The organism is Nocardia sp. NPDC059154 (assembly GCF_042755705.1).
GTDB lineage: Bacteria > Actinomycetota > Actinomycetes > Mycobacteriales > Mycobacteriaceae > Nocardia.
The window spans coordinates 34309-51081 of record NZ_JBHZCS010000060.1; the positions used below are offsets into that span (position 1 = coordinate 34309).

Below are 16773 nucleotides of genomic sequence, written 5' to 3' on the forward strand. Positions count from 1 at the left end.
ACACATGGGTCAACTAGTCAGCGACGTCTGTACCAGGCGGGCGAGATGGATCGCCCGCTCGGCTCCGAGCCAGCCTTTGTTGTATAGATGCTGCTCCCAATCGATTTCGTCGAGGCGGGCGTACAGGATTTCGTACGACGTATCGTGTGGCACACTTCTATGCCGACGGCAAGCCCCTGCGCGCTGCCGATATGACCGACCGATTCCGCAAGGGCATGCTCACCCTCGCTGCGGCAACCAGCCGCGCGGACCGCGCCCGGTTGGAGTCCACGATCGCAGACCTCGTACCCGATCGGGGCTCTACAGGCCCAGCTTGGTGACGGCGTTGTCTTCCAAAGGATTTGCCGTGCGGATGTAGCCGTGGACGGTGCGGGGGTTGGACCAGCGGCCCTGGCGCATGATCTCGCGGTCGCTGGCGCCGCCGAGGGCGGCCTGGGTGGCGAAGCCGGCGCGCAGGGAGTGCCCAGAGAAGAGGGTGGGGTCGAGGCCGGCGCGGGCGGCGTAGCGCTTGACGAGTTCGGCGACCGCGCGGCCGGACATGGCGGTGGCGGCGATGCCGCCGTGGCGTGAAATGGCCGGGAACAGCGGCAGATTCGGGTCGGTGAGGGTGGTGCCGGTGAAGCCGTGGCAGCGGTGGATGCGGGGGTCGGGCGGTGGGGTGGCGTCGAGCCAGGCGCGGAGGTCGGTGGCGGCGTGCGCCTCGCGCAGGCGGGTCCAGTCGGCGAAGGCGCAGACGGGGCAGGTGTGCGGGCGCCGGCCGCGGGGCAGGGCGACGCGTTGTTCGTTGACACCGGTGGCGTCGGTCTTGGTGGCGGGCAGCTGGATCAGCAGCAGCGGCTCGCCGGTGGTGTGGTCGGTGGTAACAGCGACATCGGCGACCCGCAGCGCGGCGATCTCACTGCGGCGCAGCGCCCCCGCGAATCCGACCAGCAACAGCAGGGTGTCGCGACGGCGGGCCGGTTCGGTGGGCCACTGCGCGGTCGGCAACTCGTTCAGCAGCTGATCGAGGGTGTGCAGCAGCACCGGCCGCTTCCGCTTGGGACGGGTGCGCCGGGTACGGCGGATGCCGCGCAGGGTCAGCCGCACCACGTCGGCGCGGGTGGGGGAGGGCAATCCGTTGGCGGCGTGCACGGCGGCCAGCGCCGCGGCCTTGCGCTCCAAAGTGGCGGCGCTGAAGGCCCATTCGCCGTTCTCGCGCCGTGCGTCCGCCGCCGCGGCCAGATACACCGCCACATCCAGGGCGTCCGCCGGTAGTGCCTGCCGCGTTTCCGCCGCGCACCAGGCCGCCCACGCGATCCAGTCGGTCCGGTACGCGCGCAAGGTATTCGCCGACTGCGACGCCTCGAGATACCGCCGCAGCGATCCGGCCTGTACCTCGTCGAAGCGATCGCGCACCAGCCGCAGCGCCGCCGCGTCCACCAGCACACTGCGCACCCCGCGCCGCAATTCGCCGCGCACCTCGTCGGGCACCGCGATCACCGCGGCCTGTTCCACCGGCTCGGTGACCTCCGTCGGATCTGGCATGTCCCCGACCCTAGATTGAATATGTGCTCCCGTTGCAGCAGACCCCGATTCACGTGTCCGACGACATCCTCGACGACCTCCGGCAGCGCCTGACCCGGACCCGCTGGTTCGACGACGACGGCAATGCCGACGGCCACTACGGCGTGCCCACCGCCTACCTGCGCGACCTGGTCGACCACTGGCGTACCGACTTCGATTGGCGTGCACAGGAAAAGGCCATGAACGCCTACGAGCACTACCGCGTCGAGGTGGACGGCGTCCCGATCCACTTCCTGCGTAAACCCGGCGTCGGCGACAACCCGATCCCGCTCATCCTCACCCACGGCTGGCCCTGGACCTTCTGGCACTGGTCCAAAGTGATCGACCCGCTGGCGATCCGGCGGCGCACGGCGGTGATCCCGCCGACGGGTTCGAGGTCATCGTTCCCTCACTGCCCGGTTTCGGCTTCTCCACCCCGGTCCCGTCGCGCCCGGATCTGAACTTCTGGAAGATCGCCGACCTCTGGCACACCCTCATGACCGATGCGCTGGGCCATCGCACCTACGCCGCCGCCGGATGCGATGTCGGCGCGCTGGTCACCGGCCAGCTCGGCCACAAATACGCCGACGCCCTCTCCGGGATCCATATCGGCTCCGGTCAGCGCCTGGACATGTTCAACGGCGAACGTGCCTGGGACGTCACCGGCGGCCGCCCGATTCCCGAGGGCCTGCCCGGCGACGTGCACGCGCGAATCATCGAGCTGGAGAAGCGATTCGCGGTCCACCTGTCCGCCCAGATGCTCGCCCCCGCCACCCTGGCGCACGGCCTGTCGGATTCACCCGCGGGCATGCTGGCCTGGATCCTGGAGCGCTGGAGCGACCACCGCGGCGGCGACTTCGAATCCGTGTTCAGCAAAGACGAGGTGTTGACCCACGCGACCATCTACTGGGCCACCAACTGCATCGGCAGCTCGATGCGCCTCTACGCCAACCATAATCGCTACCCCTGGACCCCGTCCCACGACCGCTGGCCCGTGATCGAGGCCCCCACCGGGCCTCACCTTCGTCGCCCACGAGAACCCGCCCGGCGTCACCACTGCCCAACGCGCCCAGCAGTTCCGCGACAGCGACCGCGGCGCCTGGTACCACCTCGTGAATGTGACCGCCCACGATCACGGTGGCCACTTCATCCCCTGGGAGGTCCCGTCCGAATGGACCGACGACCTCCGCCGCACCTTCCGCGACCTCCGTTAGGCTTCCGCCACCGCTGTGATGGGGCTTGCGGGGAGGTCGCTCGCAAGCCCCACGGAACTCCGGCGGAAATCGTGTCAGGGGTCTTGCCGCGATCGGGCGAAACGCGACACACTCACGCTGCGGCCGTGCGGGTCAGCACGACGACGGGAATCTCCCACTCCACCTTTGCTTGGAAATCGGCCATGAACGGCGTCATCTCGAGCTGACGGTCCCACAGCCGCGCCCGCTCGTCCCCACTCGCGACGACGGCGGTGACCGGCCAGGTCTCGGTGCCCACCTCGACCGTCCCGGCCGGGTTTGCCACCAGGTTGTGATACCAGCCCGGCCGGTGCGGCCGGCCACCATTGGCGGCGAAGACCACCAGGCGGTCGCCGTCGCGCTGATAGGCCAGCGGCCAGGTGCGGTCCTGCCCGGTGCGGGCCCCGGTAGTGGTCAGCAACAGGAGATCACGCTCGGCGAACTGCCCGCCGACCTGTCCGCCCCCGGCCCGGAATTGCTCGATCACTTCTTCGTGCAGTCGCTGACGCGCAATGTCGGTCATGGTCGGCATCAACTGTGTTGCCGCCGTGGGTATTCCGCTCCCGGCGGCGAATCCGCCTCAGTGCTGCAACCGCCATTCCGCATCCGGTTTCGGAAGCGGCCAGGTCCACCCGCTCTTCATCCGCAGCTCCAGTAGCTGCTGTCGGCGACCACACGACTGCTCGGTGTCACCGGCGCCCTCGACGCAGTTGCGGTGGATCCACATCATGGCTTCCACCGTGCCCGAGAGGCGCATGGCGTCATGCTCGGGCATACGATGATGCTCGAGTACCGACGGCGTGTCCGACATGGCCCAATCATCCCTCAGCCCGGCCGTGCTGTCGTCCAGTCCACGCGTCTTCGCCTCTCGTGAGAGGAGTTGGTCATGTGTCGTCTGTTCGGACTCTCGGCCGCGCCGCAGCGGGTGCACGCCACCTTCTGGTTGCTGGAGGCGCCCGACAGCCTGTCCCAGCAAAGTCACCGCGAACCCGACGGCGTCGGCCTGGGCACCTTCACCGCCGCGGGTGCGCCGCTGGTGGAGAAGCAGCCGATCGCCGCCTACGAGGATCGGCTCTTCGCGCAGGAGGCCCGCGAATGCGAATCCGAAACCTTCGTCGCGCATGTCCGCTTCGCGTCCACGGGCGGGCTGAACACGCGCAATACCCATCCGTTCGAGCAGCACGGGCGCCTGTTCGCGCACAACGGGGTGCTGCAGGGACTCGACGAGCTGGATCACGAACTCGGTGACTATCGCCGACTCGTCCACGGCGACACCGACTCCGAGCGCTTCTTCGCCCTGATCACCGCCCGGATCGACCATCATGCGGGCGATGTCACCGCGGGCATCACCGACGCGGTCGGCTGGATCGCCGACCGGCTGCCGCTCTACGCGCTCAACCTGATTCTCACCACCGCGACCGAGCTGTGGGCCCTGCGCTATCCCGACACCCACGACCTGTATGTCCTCGAGCGCGCCGCCGGTGGCGCACAGGGCGATCGGCGGCTCGACCACGCGAGTCACCGTCATAAGGGCATTCGCACCAGCAGTGGCGCGCTGACCGACTATCCTGCTGTCGTCATCGCCAGCGAACGCATGGACGACGACCCCGGATGGAGGCTCCTCGCCTCCGGCGAACTGCTCCACGTCAACGGGCGTCTGGACGTGCGGTCCAGCATCATTCGGGATTCCCCACCCCGCCACCTGCTTTCGCTCGCCGACCTCGACGAGACCGCCGCCGCCTCCCAGACCGCGCACTGACGATCACCGTTGCGGCATGGTCCGCTCGGTCACTCGGGTCGCGAGGCCCGGGCGAGATCGACAGTGGCCGCACGCAAGTCGGCGATGCTGTCGATCGGCGCGAGATAGCCGATGCGGGTGACCGCGATGCCACGCGGGGTGGTGACCCGCAGGTCGAGGCCGAAGCGGTCGGCGCGTTCGCAGACCGCGGCGGTCGCGTCCGGATAGCCGCCGCGGGCGTGGGCCATGTCCAGCAACGCGTCCGCGTGATCGCCATTGAGGTGTGCGATGGCGCGGGCCGCGCCCGGGATGATCGGATCGGCCTGGGCGGCCGCGTATTCGTCGGCGGTCGCGGAATCCATGCGGCCGTACCCGCCGACCCAGCGGGCCCGCTGCACACGCAGCACCCACACCGTGAAATCGCTGAAGTCGATGTAGGTCTTGGCCGCCGGGACCGCGGCCAGGTGGGCCTCGCGGGCCGCTACCGCCTCCTCGCCCTGCGGGCGTTCCGCGACACCGGCGAGCGTCAATCGCGTTCCGGCCAGCGGGTCCTCCGGCAAATCCGGGGTCACGATGGACAGGCTGGCGCGCGGATCGGCGGCCAGGTTGCGGCCGTGCTCGGCCATCCGGGACACGCACAGGACCGGTTGTCCCGCAAGCAGTCCATACGTGACGAAACTGGCCCAGGGTCCGCCGTCGGCCGACAAGGTCGCCAGGGTGGCCGTATTCGTCGCCGCGGCAACGGTTCTGGCCTCATCCGCCGCGGACGGCCGGGTGGTGATCGCGATGGGGGTCAGCGGCGGGGGAGTCGAGGGCGCGTCGCCCGGGTCGCCGTGGTCGAGAGCCATGTGTCACAGGCTACCCGCGCGGCCGAACAGGACCGATCAGTCGGGAAGGATTGGCACCGACAGCCCTTCGCCCTTCCGCAGCAGGGCCGCACGCGTGACGGTGCCCGCGCCGAAGCGATCGCGCAGTGCGTCCAGGGTCGAATCGAGGGTGGATTCCGCACGCGGCTCGAACGGCAGCGACAGCTGCATGGTGTCGGCGTCGTCCAGATTGGTGAGGGACAGGCCGATGAGAGTGAGGCCGCCGCGCTCCCGGATCAGCGGCATGGTCGCGGCCAGCAGAGTGCGGGCCGCCCGCAGAACGGTCTCGCCGCTGTCGGTCGCCTCGGCCAGCGTGTGCGAGCGGGTGGCGCGCGTGAAATCGTCGAAACGCATGCGCAGCACCACCGTTCGGCACACCCGCCGGGCTTTGCGCAGCCGGTGCCCGAGCCGGTCGGCCAGTCCGTGCAGATACGCCTCGAGCTCCTCGTCGCTGCGATGGCGGCGGCCCAGTGCCCGCTGCGCGCCGATGGAGCGCCGGCGCCGCCCGGTGTCCACCCGGCGCGGGTCCCGCGCCCACGACAGGGCGTGCAGATGCCTGCCCGTGGCCGGTCCGAGCACCGCCGCGAGCGGCCCCTCGCCCAGGTCCGCGAGTTGCCCGACCTTGGTGATGCCGCGTTCGCGCAGCTCTCGCGCGGTCACCTCGCCGACACCCCACAGGCGTTCCACCGGCAGTGGATGCAGGAATTCCAGCTCCCGGTCGGGCGGAACCTCCAGCAGCCCATCGGGTTTGGATACCGCGCTGGCCACCTTGGCCAGGAACTTCGTGCGCGCCACCCCGACCGAGATGGGCAGTCCGACCTCCGCGCGCACCCGCGCCCGCAGCCCGCGCGCGATATCGACCGGAGTGCCGGCGATCCGCCACAGTCCGGCCACATCGAGAAACGCCTCGTCGATGGAGATGCCCTCCACCTCGGGCGTGGTATCGCGAAAGATCTCGAAGACCGCCTTGCTGGCCTCCGAATACGCCGACATCCGCGGCGGCACCACGATCGCAGTGGGGCACAAGCTCAGTGCCTGACGCACATTCATGGGCGTCCGCACCCCGAACGCCTTCGCCTCGTAACTGGCGGCCAGTACGACCCCGCCGCCGACCAGCACCGGCCGCCCCCGCAGCCGCGGACTGTCGCGCTGCTCCACCGACGCATAGAAGGAGTCCAGGTCGGCATGCAGAATCGCCGCCCGCTCGGGGCGCGCGCTCATCCTCGTGATCGAACCGGACACGAACATATGTTCGCATACCCGATGGTCTGTTGTCCGCGTGTCCCGCTCACCCGACCGATTCGCGCCGAACGGCTGAGGCGTAGCTTCAAGGCGCGGCAACACTTCGGGCAACACGGATCGAAGAATGGAGTCGACATGTGCACCCAGCCGAAACCTGCGACCCCGGACACCGCCCGCGTGCATCGTGAAGCGGCCGCGCGCTACGACCTGGCGAACGTGCAGGACTACTCGGATGTGCGACGCGGCCTGATCGCCGAACTGCCGGGCAATGTCGTCGCCGGTGACGGTTCGGTCATCTTCGACCCGCACGCCCTGGACTGGATCGAAGAGGGTGCGCCTGCGCCCGACACGGTCGATCCGAGCCTGTGGCGGCAGAGTCAGCTCATCAAACTGGGCGGCCTGTATCAAGTGTCCGATCGGATCTACCAGGTCCGCAACAACGACATGGCCAACCTGACCGTCATCGAGGGCGACGACGGATTGATCGTGGTCGACTGCATGTTCGGGGTGGAGTCGGCGAAGCAGGGCATGGACCTGATCCGCGCGCACATCTCCGACAAACCGGTCGCGGCCGTCATCTACACCCACACGCACGTCGACCACTACGGCGGCGTGAAAGGCGTGATCGATCCCGCGGACGTGGCATCGGGGAAGGTTCCGATCATCGCCCCGGGCACGATCAAGTCGTTCGACAAGTTCGCCATCGGTGAGAACGTCATCGCCGGAAATGCCATGTCGCGCCGCAGTTTCTACGCCTTCGGCGGTCTGCTGGACCTGGACGCCACTGGACACATCACCTGCGGCATCGGCATCGTCTCCACCAAAGGCGCGACCGTCTCCTACATTTCGCCCACCGACTCGATCACCGAGACCGGCACGCGGCGCGAGATCGCCGGACTGGAATTCGAATTCCTCTACGCCCCCGACACCGAGGCGCCCGAGGAACTGCACATCTGGATTCCGGAGCTGAAGGCGCTGACCTGCGCGGAGAACGCGAACCATGCGCTGCACAACATTCAGACCCTGCGCGGCGCACGCACCCGCGACGCCCGCAATTTCGCCCGCTACCTCGACGAGTCACTGGAACGGTGGGGCGACGATGCCGTGGTGCACTACGGCCCGCACACCTGGCCGGTGTGGGGCAACGACCAGGTGTGTGCCCTGTTGGAATCACAGCGCGACACCTACAAGTACATCCACGACCAAGCGCTGCGGCTGGCCAACAAGGGATACACGCCATTGGAGGCGGCCGAGATCATCGAACTGCCCGACGAATTGGGCCGCACCTGGGCCAATCGCGGCTACCACGGCACCGTCCATCACAATGTGCGCGCGGTGTTCACCAAGGAACTCGGCATGTGGGACGGCGATCCGGTGTCGCTGCACCCGCACACGCCGGTCGACTCCGCCACCCGCTTCGTCGAATTCGCCGGAGCCGACGCGATTCTCGCCGAGGGCCGGCGCGCTTTCGACGCCGGCGACTATCGGTGGGCGACCGAGATCCTGCACAAACTGGTCTTCGCCGATCCGGGCAATACCGCGGCGCGGGAATTGCAGGCCGACGCCTACGAGCAGATGGGGTATCAGGCCGAGGGGCCGCAGTGGCGGGGCGTCTTCCTCAGCGCGGCAAAGGAATTACGTGCGGGTGTGCAGCCGCCGCCCTATGTGACGGCCAGCCCGGACTCGATTCTGGCCATGCCGATCGACATCCTCTTCGACTTCGTCGCGGTCCACGTCATCGGCGAGCAGGCCGCCGGCGCGAACATCAGCATCAATCTCGATTTCACCGATTCGGGACAGCAGTGGACGATGTGGGTGCGCCGCGGCGTTCTCAACGCCCGCCAGGGGCGCGCCGACGATGCCCGGGTGACGGTGTCGGGTCCGAAGGCGGCGCTCGTCGGGGTGCTGCTGACCCCGGGAGGCGCCGGGGAACTCGCCCGCTCGGGCGCCATCACCCTCGACGGCGATGTCACCGCACTCGGCGAACTCGCCACACTGCTGGACGATTTCGAGCCGACATTCCCGATCGTCACCCCCTGATCGGGCGGTACTCGGCTACCGGCGATCCTCGCGGACCGTGCCCGCGAGGATGGCGGTGAGGCCGGCGGTGAATCTGCGGTCGCGTTCGCCGGTCATGATGGAGATGGTGTCGCCGGTGGGGTTCGGGCGGGGGGCGTCGGCGGTGAGGGCCGAGACCAGTGGCTGCCATTCGCCGGACCGCTCGAGTTCCAGGTAGGCCTGTTCCTCGATGACGAAACCGGTTGTGTAGGAACGCAGGACCGATTGCAGGTCGCCGGGTTCGAAGGGCGGTACGACGATGCCCTGTAGAAGTGTCATGAGGTTGCCCGACAGTTTCATCGTGGCCGCGAAGGGGGAGTAGGAGCCCGCGACGATGCGGCCGCCGTCACGGAATCGGAGCATCGCGGCGCGCATGCGCTCGCAGCAGGCGATGACCTGGGCGCGGGTCGGGGCGCCGAGGTCGATATCGGAGAGGTCGATGGTGGCGTAGACGGCATCGGACATGGCGCGCTGGAGGTCTCGGCGATCCTTCAGATGCTTGTACAGCGCGCCGGGAGTCACCTCGGCGGCCGCTGCCAGTCGCCGCATGGTGAGCGCGTCCAATCCGTTCGCCGACACGTACTCGTGGGCGATTTCTACCAGCCGATCCCGGCTCAATCCACGTTTGACCATCGGCCCAGAGCCTAGCGGCGGCCTGGGCGGCCGGGTTTGCGTGGTTGACGACACGGATCACCTCCCCTAGCCTTCGTGTGGTGAACAATGTTTACCACACTGGTGTCGTCATCGCCGGAGCCGGTCCGACCGGGCTGATGCTCGCCTGCGAATTGCGGCTCGCGGGAATCGAAGTGGTCCTGCTCGACGCCCTCACCGCGCGCACCGGGCAGTCGCGGGCGGGCGGCATCAATGCCCGGACCATGGAGATCCTCGATCAGCGCGGGCTGATGGAGCGAGTGCGGCCGCACAGCTATGTGTTCCGGGGCCGGGGTCCGGGGCACTTCGCCGGGCTGCCCATCGAGTTCGGCGATCTGGCCACCCGGTATCCGACCGGGCTGGTCATCACCCAGGCCGACCTCGAGACCCAACTCGACAGGTACGCAACCGAATTGGGTGCACCCGTGCAGTGGGACTCACCGGTTGTCAACCTCGAACAGGACTCCGATGGTGTCGAGATCCGGGTCGGTGGTGCGCACGGCCGCCGCATCCGGGCCGCATATCTGGTCGGCTGCGATGGTGGCCGCAGTGCGGTCCGCAAACTGGCCGGGATCGAGTTCGCCGGGACCGACGCGACCATGGTCGGCATGATCGCCGACGCCGAACTGGCGGACCCGTCGCCCGGCTGGATCCTGACCGAGCGTCGCGGACCGGGTGATTTCTCGGTACTTCCGTTGCAGCCCGGCTGGTTCCGGCTCATGGTCAACCGGCACGACCGCGTCATCGACCACGCGGCCCAACCCTCCTTCGAGGACTTCCGGGCATCCTTCCGCGAGGTGGCCGGCACCGACTACGGAATGCACAGTCCCCGCTGGGTGTCGCAGTTCGGCGACGCGGCCCGCCTGGCCGAACGCTACCGTTCGAACCGCGTACTGCTGGCGGGCGATGCCGCGCACATCCATTTCCCCGCCGGCGGCCAGGGATTGAACACCGGGGTGCAGGATGCCGCCAATCTGGGTTGGAAGCTGGCCGCCGTTCTGCACGGCCGCGCGCCCGAGGCCTTGCTCGACACCTACGAATCCGAACGCCGACCCGTCGCCGCGCGCGTCCTGCAGAACACCCGCGCCCAGACCGCGCTCATGCGCCCCGGGCCGCACACCGAGGCGCTGCGCGAAACGCTCGCCGGAGTCTTCGATATCGACGAGGTCCGAAACCGCCTCGGCGGCATGCTCTTCGCCCTGGACATCCGCTACGACGTCGGCGACGGCCACCCGCTGTCCGGCTATCGCGTCCCCGACGTCGGCCTCACGCTGCCCACCGGCGGTACGCGCGTCCACGAACTGCTCCGCGGCGGCCGCCCGGTCCTGCTGTCCCTGAACGGAACCCGCCCGCGGATCGGCGACTGGCAGGGTCACATCGACGTCGTCCACGCCCAATGCGATGCAGGCCGGTGGTCGGTACCCGGCCTCGGCGACATCCCCGCGCCGACAGCAGTGCTGGTCCGGCCGGACGGCTATGTGGCATGGGCCGCGGATGAACCCTGCGACACAGGTCTTTTCGAAGCGCTCAGCGCCTGGGTCGGTCCGAGTGCTGCTGCGCACCGGGCCTGACAGGCGCGGCGCGCGTTCACGAGGTTCTCCACAGCCGGCCCGGAAAGACCTCGGCGGCGTCCCAGGATCTTCGGGACTCGGTGGGCCGAGCCGGAATCCGGGGACGCCGCCGTATGGATCAGTGCGGCTGGACCGTCAGGTCGTAGGCCGCCATGTAACCGAAGTGCTGGGTCGCCGTGTAGTGGGCGGTCACCCAGTCGAGGATCTCCTTGTTGCCCGTCGGACGCCAGACGCCTTGCTTCGCACCCGATTGCGCAGGCGCGGCGGTGTCAGCGGGCTTCGGATCCACTCGCCAGGAGTCGGGCAGCGGAACCTCGGGAGCCAGGTAGTAGGTGATCTCGTGGTTGCGGACCATCTCCTCGAACTGGGGCAGCGTCGGCACCGGGTCCTCGGAGGTGAAGCCGCCGATGGCGAGGACCGATGTGCGGCTGGCCAATTCGAGCCCGGCCGCGGGCGACGAACGGTCGATGGCGGCCGACCACTTGGTATTGGTCTGCTGCAGCAGCGTGACCAGCTGCGGATCGGACTGACCACCGAACAGCGTCTCGAGCTGCTTGCGGAACTGGTCGGCCGGTCCGGCCTTCTTGGGCTGGGGCGGGCCCACGGTCGGGCCGCCGCCGGTGTGCGACTGCGGCAGGGTCGCGGCCGCATACGCCGAGGAGCCGGTCAGGCCCGCGATCACACCGACTACGAGCAGCACCGTGGTACCGCGGCCGCGCAGCCGGTCCCAGCGGGCCGCAACCGGCAGCGCCAGCACGAGCAATCCCAGCGCCGTGACCACCGTGACCGCCAGCACCGTCCAGCGCAGCCACGGCTGCCAGTCGGAATTGCGTTGCAGCAGCACGAAACCCCAGATCCCCGCCGAGAGGATCAGCCCGGCGCCACCCACGCGGCCGAACGCCTCGGCCCGTCGCCGCCACATCTCGTGCGCGCCGATGGCGAAGCAGCCCGCGATCGCCGGGGCCACGGCGAGAGTGTAGTAGGCATGCATGCCCGACTTCATCGCCGAGAACAGCACCCCGTCGATGACCAGCCACAGACCGAACACCAGCCCCGCGCCGCGGATCAGATCGGTGCGCGGCCGGCGGCCCCGCGACACCAGCACCAGCACGAACGCGAGCAGCGCGGCCGGCAGCAGCCACGAGATCTCGAATCCGATCTCACCGGTGAACATCCGGTCCGGCCCGTTGCCGAACCCGCCACCGAATCCGCCACCCTCGAGCGCCTTCGGAATCTGGTAGCCCTCGGGCAGTTCGAAGGGATTCTTGGCGTTGCCGCCCATGTGGTTCTTGCCCAGGTAGCGGGCGAAACCGTTGTAGCCCAGCACCAGATCCATGAAGGTGTTGTCCTTCGATCCCGCCAGGTAGGGGCGCGAATCGGCGGGCCAGAGAATGGTGAGCAGCACGTACCAGCCGGAAGAGACGATCAGCGCGCCCAGCGCGGCCATCGAGTGCAAGAGCCGGTTGCGCAGGGTGGTCGGCGCGACGATCACATAGGCCAGCCCGAGCGCGGGCAGCACCATGAGGCCCTCGAGCATCTTGGCCAGGAACGCGAATCCCAGTGCGACACCGGTCAGCACGATCCACTTCAGGCTCGCCCGCGGCAGCGCGCGCACGGTGCAGTAGGCCGCGGCGGTCATGAGCAGCACCATGGCGGCGTCCGGATTGTTGAACCGGAACATCAACGCCACCACGGGCGTCACCGCGAGCACCAGACCTGCCAGCAGGCCCGCGCCGCGGCTGCGGGTGACCCGGGTGACCGCGCCGTACATGAGCGCGACCGCGCCCACCGCCATGATTGCCTGCGGTGCAAGCATGCTCGCGCTGCTGAACCCGAACAGCTGCCCGGACAGGCCCATGACCCACTGCGAGACCGGCGGCTTGTCGACGGTGATGAAGTTGCCCGGATCCAGCGACCCGAACAGCAGCGCCTTCCAGTTCTGCGATCCGGACCAGGCGGCCGCCGCGTAGAAGCCGTTGCCCATCTGGTTGACCGTGATGTTCCACAGGTATGCGACGGCGGTGCCGATGAGCAGCAGCGCCAGCGCCGGCCGTTCCCAGCGGCGGGCGGGGGAGAGGCCTTCCGATGATGTCTCGGATGGCGGGGCGGTCGGTTCGGACGGGGCCAGCTCGGCAGTGGTCACGCTCACCGCGGGAGTGTGTCGCGCCAGCCGGTGAAGACCCTGACTCCTTGCTGGGAGCTTCCTGTGAACCGGGATCTCCCTATGCTGGTCGGATGAGCCCAGGTATGACAGCGCTGGTGCGGATCGACCCGGACCTCGACGCGGTGACCACCCTCGGACCCGAAGCCGACCCCGCCGACGCCGGACTCGCGCCCGGCGATATCGAGGCGATCTGGCGGTCCGTGCAGGACTGGTACCGCATGGGGACCACACCCGCCATCCAGGTGTGCCTGCGCCGCCACGGCCACATCGTGCTGAACCGGGCCATCGGCCACGGCTGGGGCAATGCGCCCAAGGATTCCCCCGACGCCGACAAGCGCCCGGTGACCCCCGACTCGCCCTTCTGCGGATTCTCCACGGCCAAGGGCGTATCCGCCGCCCTGATGTTCATGCTCATCGAACAGGGCACCTTCGCGCTCACCGACCCCGTCCGCGACTACATCCCCGAATTCGCCGGCCACGGCAAGGACCACATCACCATCGGCGACGTCCTCTCCCATTCCGCGGGCGTCCCGTTCGTCACCCCGCCCCACCGCGGCTCCGACCTGGTCCTCGACGAGGAACTCGCCGTCCAGGGCCTGGCCGACCTGGTTCCGAGCTGGCCGCCCAACCGGTTTCGCGTCTATCACGCGCTGACCGGCGGACTGATCCAGCGCCTGCTGGTCCAGCGCGCCACCGGCAAAGCGATGCGCGACCATCTGCGCGAACAGGTCCTCGAACCACTCGGCTTCCGCTGGACCAATTTCGGTGTCCGCCCCGAGGACGTCGACCAGGTGGTGCCCAGTGTCAAGGTCGGCCCCGGGCCCTCCAAACTCTGGCGCCATCTGGCAGGCCGTGCCCTCGGCGGCGGCCTCTCGGGCCCGACCGACCCGGCCGCCGCCCGCGCCTTCCTCACCGCCGAACTCCCTTCGGGCAACCTCGTCACCACCGCCGCCGAACTCTCCCGTTTCTATGAAATCCTCACCCGCGGCGGAGAACTCGACGGAATCCGCATCATGCGCCCCGAAACCCTGGCCGCCGCAATCCATCCCGCCCCATGGCTGCCCGGCATGGCGGGCCGCGTCTCCGTGGCGGGCTTCGAACTGGGCGCCCGCCGCTCGAAGTTCGGCCGCAACACCGAATCCCACTTCGGCCGCAGCGGCCTCACCACCCAATACGGCTGGTCCGATCGTGCCCGCAACCTCTCGGGCGCCATCCTCACCAGCGGTAAGGCCCAGGCCGACGCCGACCGCCCCTGGCGCCTGGTCCACCAGATATCCGCGACCATGAATCCCCGCACCGATCGCGGATGAGGATTCAGCCACCCTGACAAAACCGGACTTCGCAAGACGATCGCCGGTGTTTGCGTGCTATCGCCCGTGCGGATCGAGCATGGGGACCAGGAATTGGCGGGCGATGGCGGCGAGTTGTTCGTCGTCGTCGAGGTCGACCACCTGGCTCGGAATTGCCAGGAACGAGGCGCAGATTCGAACCATCAACTCGGCGACCAGCTCGACCTGCAGGTCCGGGGGGATGGTGCCGGCCCGCTGTTCCTGGCGGAGTTGACGGGCTACGAATTCTCGGACCATGGCGACCGCTCGTCCGCCGTCGCCGACCAGCGAGCTGACGAAGTGGTCGGGTTCGGTGGTGATCAGTCCACCGATGAGGGGGTTGCCGCGCAGCGCGCGCAGGGAGCTCACGAATCCGAGGACGACGCGGTCGCCGACATTCGCCGCCGCCGCGATGTCGACGAGGAATGTGTCAAAGTACCGGCGGAATTCACGCAGGATGACGCGTTCGACCAGTTCTTCTTTGGTGGCGAAGCGGCGATAGACGGTGATCCGTGAGATCCCCGCGGTGCGCGCGACATCCTCCATGGTCGAGCGCTGGATACCCCACCGCCGGAATTGTTCCTCGGCCGCGTCGAGGATGCGGGTGCGCATCAGGTCGGTGTCGTCGACCTGTTCGACGGCCTGCAGGTAGGCGCGTTCGAGCAAGGATTTCCCGGCGGGGAGCTCATTCGCGGGCGGCGCAGATTCCACGGTGTCCTCCTGAAACATTTTGTCCTGCGTCAGTTCTCGGGCTGCGCCGCGATCGCGCTTCGCCTGATGGTCGCGTTGCACACACTCCACATCGTTGTTGATACGCGGGTACGTTAGCTGTTTCATCGGATCCAGCGGGGTACCCCGTACCGGCCGAGTGTCGTCCGTACCTTATGTCCCTGGACGAGGGCGGCGAATCACCGGTTGGTCAGCGGGATTTCGATACTCAGGGGCATCCGCAGCTCGGCCACGTACCACAGGGCGAACTGGCGCAGGAACTCGTCGAACATCCAATACGGTGCGTCCACCACCGGCGCCACCGACAACACTCCTTCCCGAACTGCCACGAACGGGCCCCACGCCACCTCGAGCAGCGGGCTCCAGACCGGTTCCCGAGGAATGTTGAGCCAGTCGGCGACCTTGTCTCCCATGATGAATCGGGTGAACGCGCCCAGAATGCCGCGGCTGAGCAGCGTCAGGTCGAGATCGGCGCCGAGGTTGAGCAACTGGTTGGCCAGGTCGTTGCCCTCCGCGGTCGGTGCCAGGATCGGGTCGAGCTGCTGGCTTGCCTGCGCGTTGGCCTGCTCCCAGGTCGCAGGTATGTACTCGTCGCGAATGCCGAGCAGATGTGCGGCCAGCTGCCAACTGTGCAGGTAGCCATCGGATTCGGCGGCCGGGATGGGTATCTTCCACGCGGTGAGGGTCCGCATGATGGTCGTGGCCAAGCTGTGCCAGGTGACCATCATGTCGTCCTGGCTGATCGGCGTGACGCCTGCGGGCCAGTGCGGCGACTGCGGCAGCAGATGCCGGACGGACGCGTGGATGATCCTGGTTTTCACACAGGTCACGATCATCTCGCCGCCGTCCCCGTAGGCATTGACGGTGCCGATGTCGTACCCGAATTTCGCGGTCTTGGCGATGCGCTCCTTCAGGTGCGATCCGCCGCGTGAGTAGTACACCGCGAGGGCCTCGTGCGGGATGACCGTGGACATCATGCCGCTGGCGAACGCGTACAGCACGCCGAGATACAGACCGCGCTTCTTGTTGAACTCGAAGGAGCTGGCCAGCTTGCCCTGGTCGGTCCACGAGGGCAGCTGACGAGCGGATTCGATGAAGTCCGCCAAGCCTTTCGGCAGGCCGGCGGGCAAGGGCTGGTCGTTGTAGACCCAGGTCGCCAGCAGCCTGTTGACCTCGGGCACATCGGCGTGGTCGATCACATCCGCCAGGACGGAATCGGCATCGGGGTCGTACACGGTCAACGGGTCGGCGCCGCCACCGGCGCCGACCACCGAATCGGCGGGCGACCACCTCCAAGGCTCCGCCCTCGCGGTGCGTGCCGTCAGTGCCATCGCACCGACGACGCCCACCAAACCGCCACCTGTCCTCAATGCGTCGCGCCTGCTGAGACGGTGTGCATCCATGCCGATTTCCTGTTCGTGAGTCTGATACAGAGACACATGAGATGTATCTGTGTATCTTGATGAGAGCACACCGTGACGGCTGTCACAACCAGTTGGCACGAATTTCCAGACGAAGGACCGGTCGATGAATCCGTACGTCGTTATCCAGAACCTCCTCAACCACCTGGACCTGGGGTCGGCCGGAAGCAGCGGCCCCGTCGGACTGGCAGAACACTCGGGAATCGCCATTTAGGTTCGGACACAACCGCT

General features: G+C 68.1%; 16 protein-coding genes. 7 read left to right on the forward strand and 9 right to left on the reverse strand.

Annotated features, from left to right (window positions below; translation table 11 throughout):
* Nucleotides 1–146 precede the first annotated feature (146 nt).
* A complete protein-coding gene (locus ACFXN1_RS37945) occupies nt 147–320 on the forward strand; it encodes a hypothetical protein (RefSeq protein WP_379463822.1) in 174 nt (57 codons plus the stop codon).
* Here the strand turns inward: ACFXN1_RS37945 and ACFXN1_RS37950 are convergent.
* The gene (locus ACFXN1_RS37950) at nt 301–1524 is read right to left on the reverse strand and encodes a site-specific integrase (RefSeq protein ID WP_379446685.1); all 1224 of its coding nucleotides are present in this window, start codon (nt 1522–1524) and stop codon (nt 301–303) included. The two genes, ACFXN1_RS37945 and ACFXN1_RS37950, sit on opposite strands and share 20 nt — an antisense overlap.
* A gap of 23 nt (nt 1525–1547) precedes the next feature.
* Between ACFXN1_RS37950 and ACFXN1_RS37955 the strand changes: the two genes are divergently transcribed.
* Entirely contained in the window at nt 1548–2003 is a 456-nt protein-coding gene (locus ACFXN1_RS37955; RefSeq protein ID WP_379446684.1) for an epoxide hydrolase N-terminal domain-containing protein, read from the forward strand.
* On the forward strand, nt 1955–2962 hold the full coding sequence (locus tag ACFXN1_RS37960; RefSeq protein WP_379463828.1) for a hypothetical protein: 1008 nt from the start codon (nt 1955–1957) through the stop codon (nt 2960–2962). Before ACFXN1_RS37955 ends, ACFXN1_RS37960 begins: the two co-directional genes overlap by 49 nt.
* Here ACFXN1_RS37960 and ACFXN1_RS37965 read toward each other — a convergent pair.
* Together ACFXN1_RS37965 and ACFXN1_RS37970 are read right to left on the reverse strand one after the other, a co-directional pair.
* Entirely contained in the window at nt 2869–3297 is a 429-nt protein-coding gene (locus tag ACFXN1_RS37965) for a nitroreductase family deazaflavin-dependent oxidoreductase (protein WP_379463824.1), read from the reverse strand. The two genes, ACFXN1_RS37960 and ACFXN1_RS37965, sit on opposite strands and share 94 nt — an antisense overlap.
* A gap of 57 nt (nt 3298–3354) precedes the next feature.
* A complete protein-coding gene (locus ACFXN1_RS37970; protein WP_379445467.1) occupies nt 3355–3549 on the reverse strand; it encodes a hypothetical protein in 195 nt (64 codons plus the stop codon).
* Between the two features lie 111 nt (nt 3550–3660).
* Here ACFXN1_RS37970 and ACFXN1_RS37975 point away from each other — a divergent pair, with 111 nt between their 5' ends.
* Nucleotides 3661–4533, forward strand: coding sequence for a class II glutamine amidotransferase (locus ACFXN1_RS37975; RefSeq protein ID WP_379445465.1), 873 nt, complete (start codon nt 3661–3663; stop codon nt 4531–4533).
* Nucleotides 4534–4562: 29 nt separating this feature from the next.
* Here the strand turns inward: ACFXN1_RS37975 and ACFXN1_RS37980 are convergent, their stop codons facing one another.
* Together ACFXN1_RS37980 and dinB are read right to left on the reverse strand one after the other, a co-directional pair.
* Complete coding sequence (locus tag ACFXN1_RS37980) at nt 4563–5360, reverse strand: HugZ family protein (protein WP_379445463.1); 798 nt, start codon at nt 5358–5360, stop codon at nt 4563–4565.
* Between the two features lie 36 nt (nt 5361–5396).
* A complete protein-coding gene (dinB, locus tag ACFXN1_RS37985) occupies nt 5397–6626 on the reverse strand; it encodes a DNA polymerase IV (RefSeq protein ID WP_379445462.1) in 1230 nt (409 codons plus the stop codon).
* A 129-nt stretch (nt 6627–6755) separates the two neighbouring features.
* Between dinB and ACFXN1_RS37990 the strand changes: the two genes are divergently transcribed.
* Nucleotides 6756–8660: an alkyl/aryl-sulfatase gene (locus ACFXN1_RS37990; protein ID WP_379445460.1), complete on the forward strand. Its 1905-nt coding sequence runs from the start codon at nt 6756–6758 to the stop codon at nt 8658–8660.
* A gap of 15 nt (nt 8661–8675) precedes the next feature.
* Here ACFXN1_RS37990 and ACFXN1_RS37995 read toward each other — a convergent pair whose 3' ends face one another.
* Complete coding sequence (locus ACFXN1_RS37995) at nt 8676–9311, reverse strand: TetR/AcrR family transcriptional regulator (RefSeq protein ID WP_379445458.1); 636 nt, start codon at nt 9309–9311, stop codon at nt 8676–8678.
* A gap of 80 nt (nt 9312–9391) precedes the next feature.
* Here ACFXN1_RS37995 and ACFXN1_RS38000 point away from each other — a divergent pair, with 80 nt between their 5' ends.
* Entirely contained in the window at nt 9392–10900 is a 1509-nt protein-coding gene (locus tag ACFXN1_RS38000; RefSeq protein ID WP_379445457.1) for an FAD-dependent monooxygenase, read from the forward strand.
* Between the two features lie 118 nt (nt 10901–11018).
* Here ACFXN1_RS38000 and ACFXN1_RS38005 read toward each other — a convergent pair whose 3' ends face one another.
* Nucleotides 11019–13049 carry an ArnT family glycosyltransferase gene (locus tag ACFXN1_RS38005; RefSeq protein WP_379445455.1) on the reverse strand — a complete coding sequence of 677 codons (2031 nt, stop codon included), beginning with the start codon at nt 13047–13049 and terminating at the stop codon, nt 11019–11021.
* A gap of 98 nt (nt 13050–13147) precedes the next feature.
* Between ACFXN1_RS38005 and ACFXN1_RS38010 the strand changes: the two genes are divergently transcribed.
* Entirely contained in the window at nt 13148–14374 is a 1227-nt protein-coding gene (locus ACFXN1_RS38010; protein ID WP_379445453.1) for a serine hydrolase, read from the forward strand.
* Between the two features lie 57 nt (nt 14375–14431).
* Here ACFXN1_RS38010 and ACFXN1_RS38015 read toward each other — a convergent pair whose 3' ends face one another.
* On the reverse strand, nt 14432–15103 hold the full coding sequence (locus tag ACFXN1_RS38015) for a TetR/AcrR family transcriptional regulator (RefSeq protein WP_379445452.1): 672 nt from the start codon (nt 15101–15103) through the stop codon (nt 14432–14434).
* Between the two features lie 197 nt (nt 15104–15300).
* Nucleotides 15301–16524, reverse strand: coding sequence for an oxygenase MpaB family protein (locus ACFXN1_RS38020; protein ID WP_379445450.1), 1224 nt, complete (start codon nt 16522–16524; stop codon nt 15301–15303).
* Between the last annotated feature and the right edge of the window lie 249 nt (nt 16525–16773).

Bases quoted from the DNA above. Each gene is read 5' to 3' on its own strand.
- ACFXN1_RS37950 (WP_379446685.1), bottom strand. From the start codon at position 1,524: ATGCCAGATCCGACGGAGGTCACCGAGCCGGTGGAACAGGCCGCGGTG.
- ACFXN1_RS37965 (WP_379463824.1), bottom strand. From the start codon at position 3,297: ATGACCGACATTGCGCGTCAGCGACTGCACGAAGAAGTGATCGAGCAA.
- ACFXN1_RS37970 (WP_379445467.1), bottom strand. From the start codon at position 3,549: ATGCCCGAGCATGACGCCATGCGCCTCTCGGGCACGGTGGAAGCCATG.
- ACFXN1_RS37975 (WP_379445465.1), top strand. From the start codon at position 3,661: ATGTGTCGTCTGTTCGGACTCTCGGCCGCGCCGCAGCGGGTGCACGCC.
- ACFXN1_RS37980 (WP_379445463.1), bottom strand. From the start codon at position 5,360: ATGGCTCTCGACCACGGCGACCCGGGCGACGCGCCCTCGACTCCCCCG.
- dinB (WP_379445462.1), bottom strand. From the start codon at position 6,626: ATGTTCGTGTCCGGTTCGATCACGAGGATGAGCGCGCGCCCCGAGCGG.
- ACFXN1_RS37990 (WP_379445460.1), top strand. From the start codon at position 6,756: ATGTGCACCCAGCCGAAACCTGCGACCCCGGACACCGCCCGCGTGCAT.
- ACFXN1_RS37995 (WP_379445458.1), bottom strand. From the start codon at position 9,311: ATGGTCAAACGTGGATTGAGCCGGGATCGGCTGGTAGAAATCGCCCAC.
- ACFXN1_RS38010 (WP_379445453.1), top strand. From the start codon at position 13,148: ATGACAGCGCTGGTGCGGATCGACCCGGACCTCGACGCGGTGACCACC.
- ACFXN1_RS38020 (WP_379445450.1), bottom strand. From the start codon at position 16,524: ATGGATGCACACCGTCTCAGCAGGCGCGACGCATTGAGGACAGGTGGC.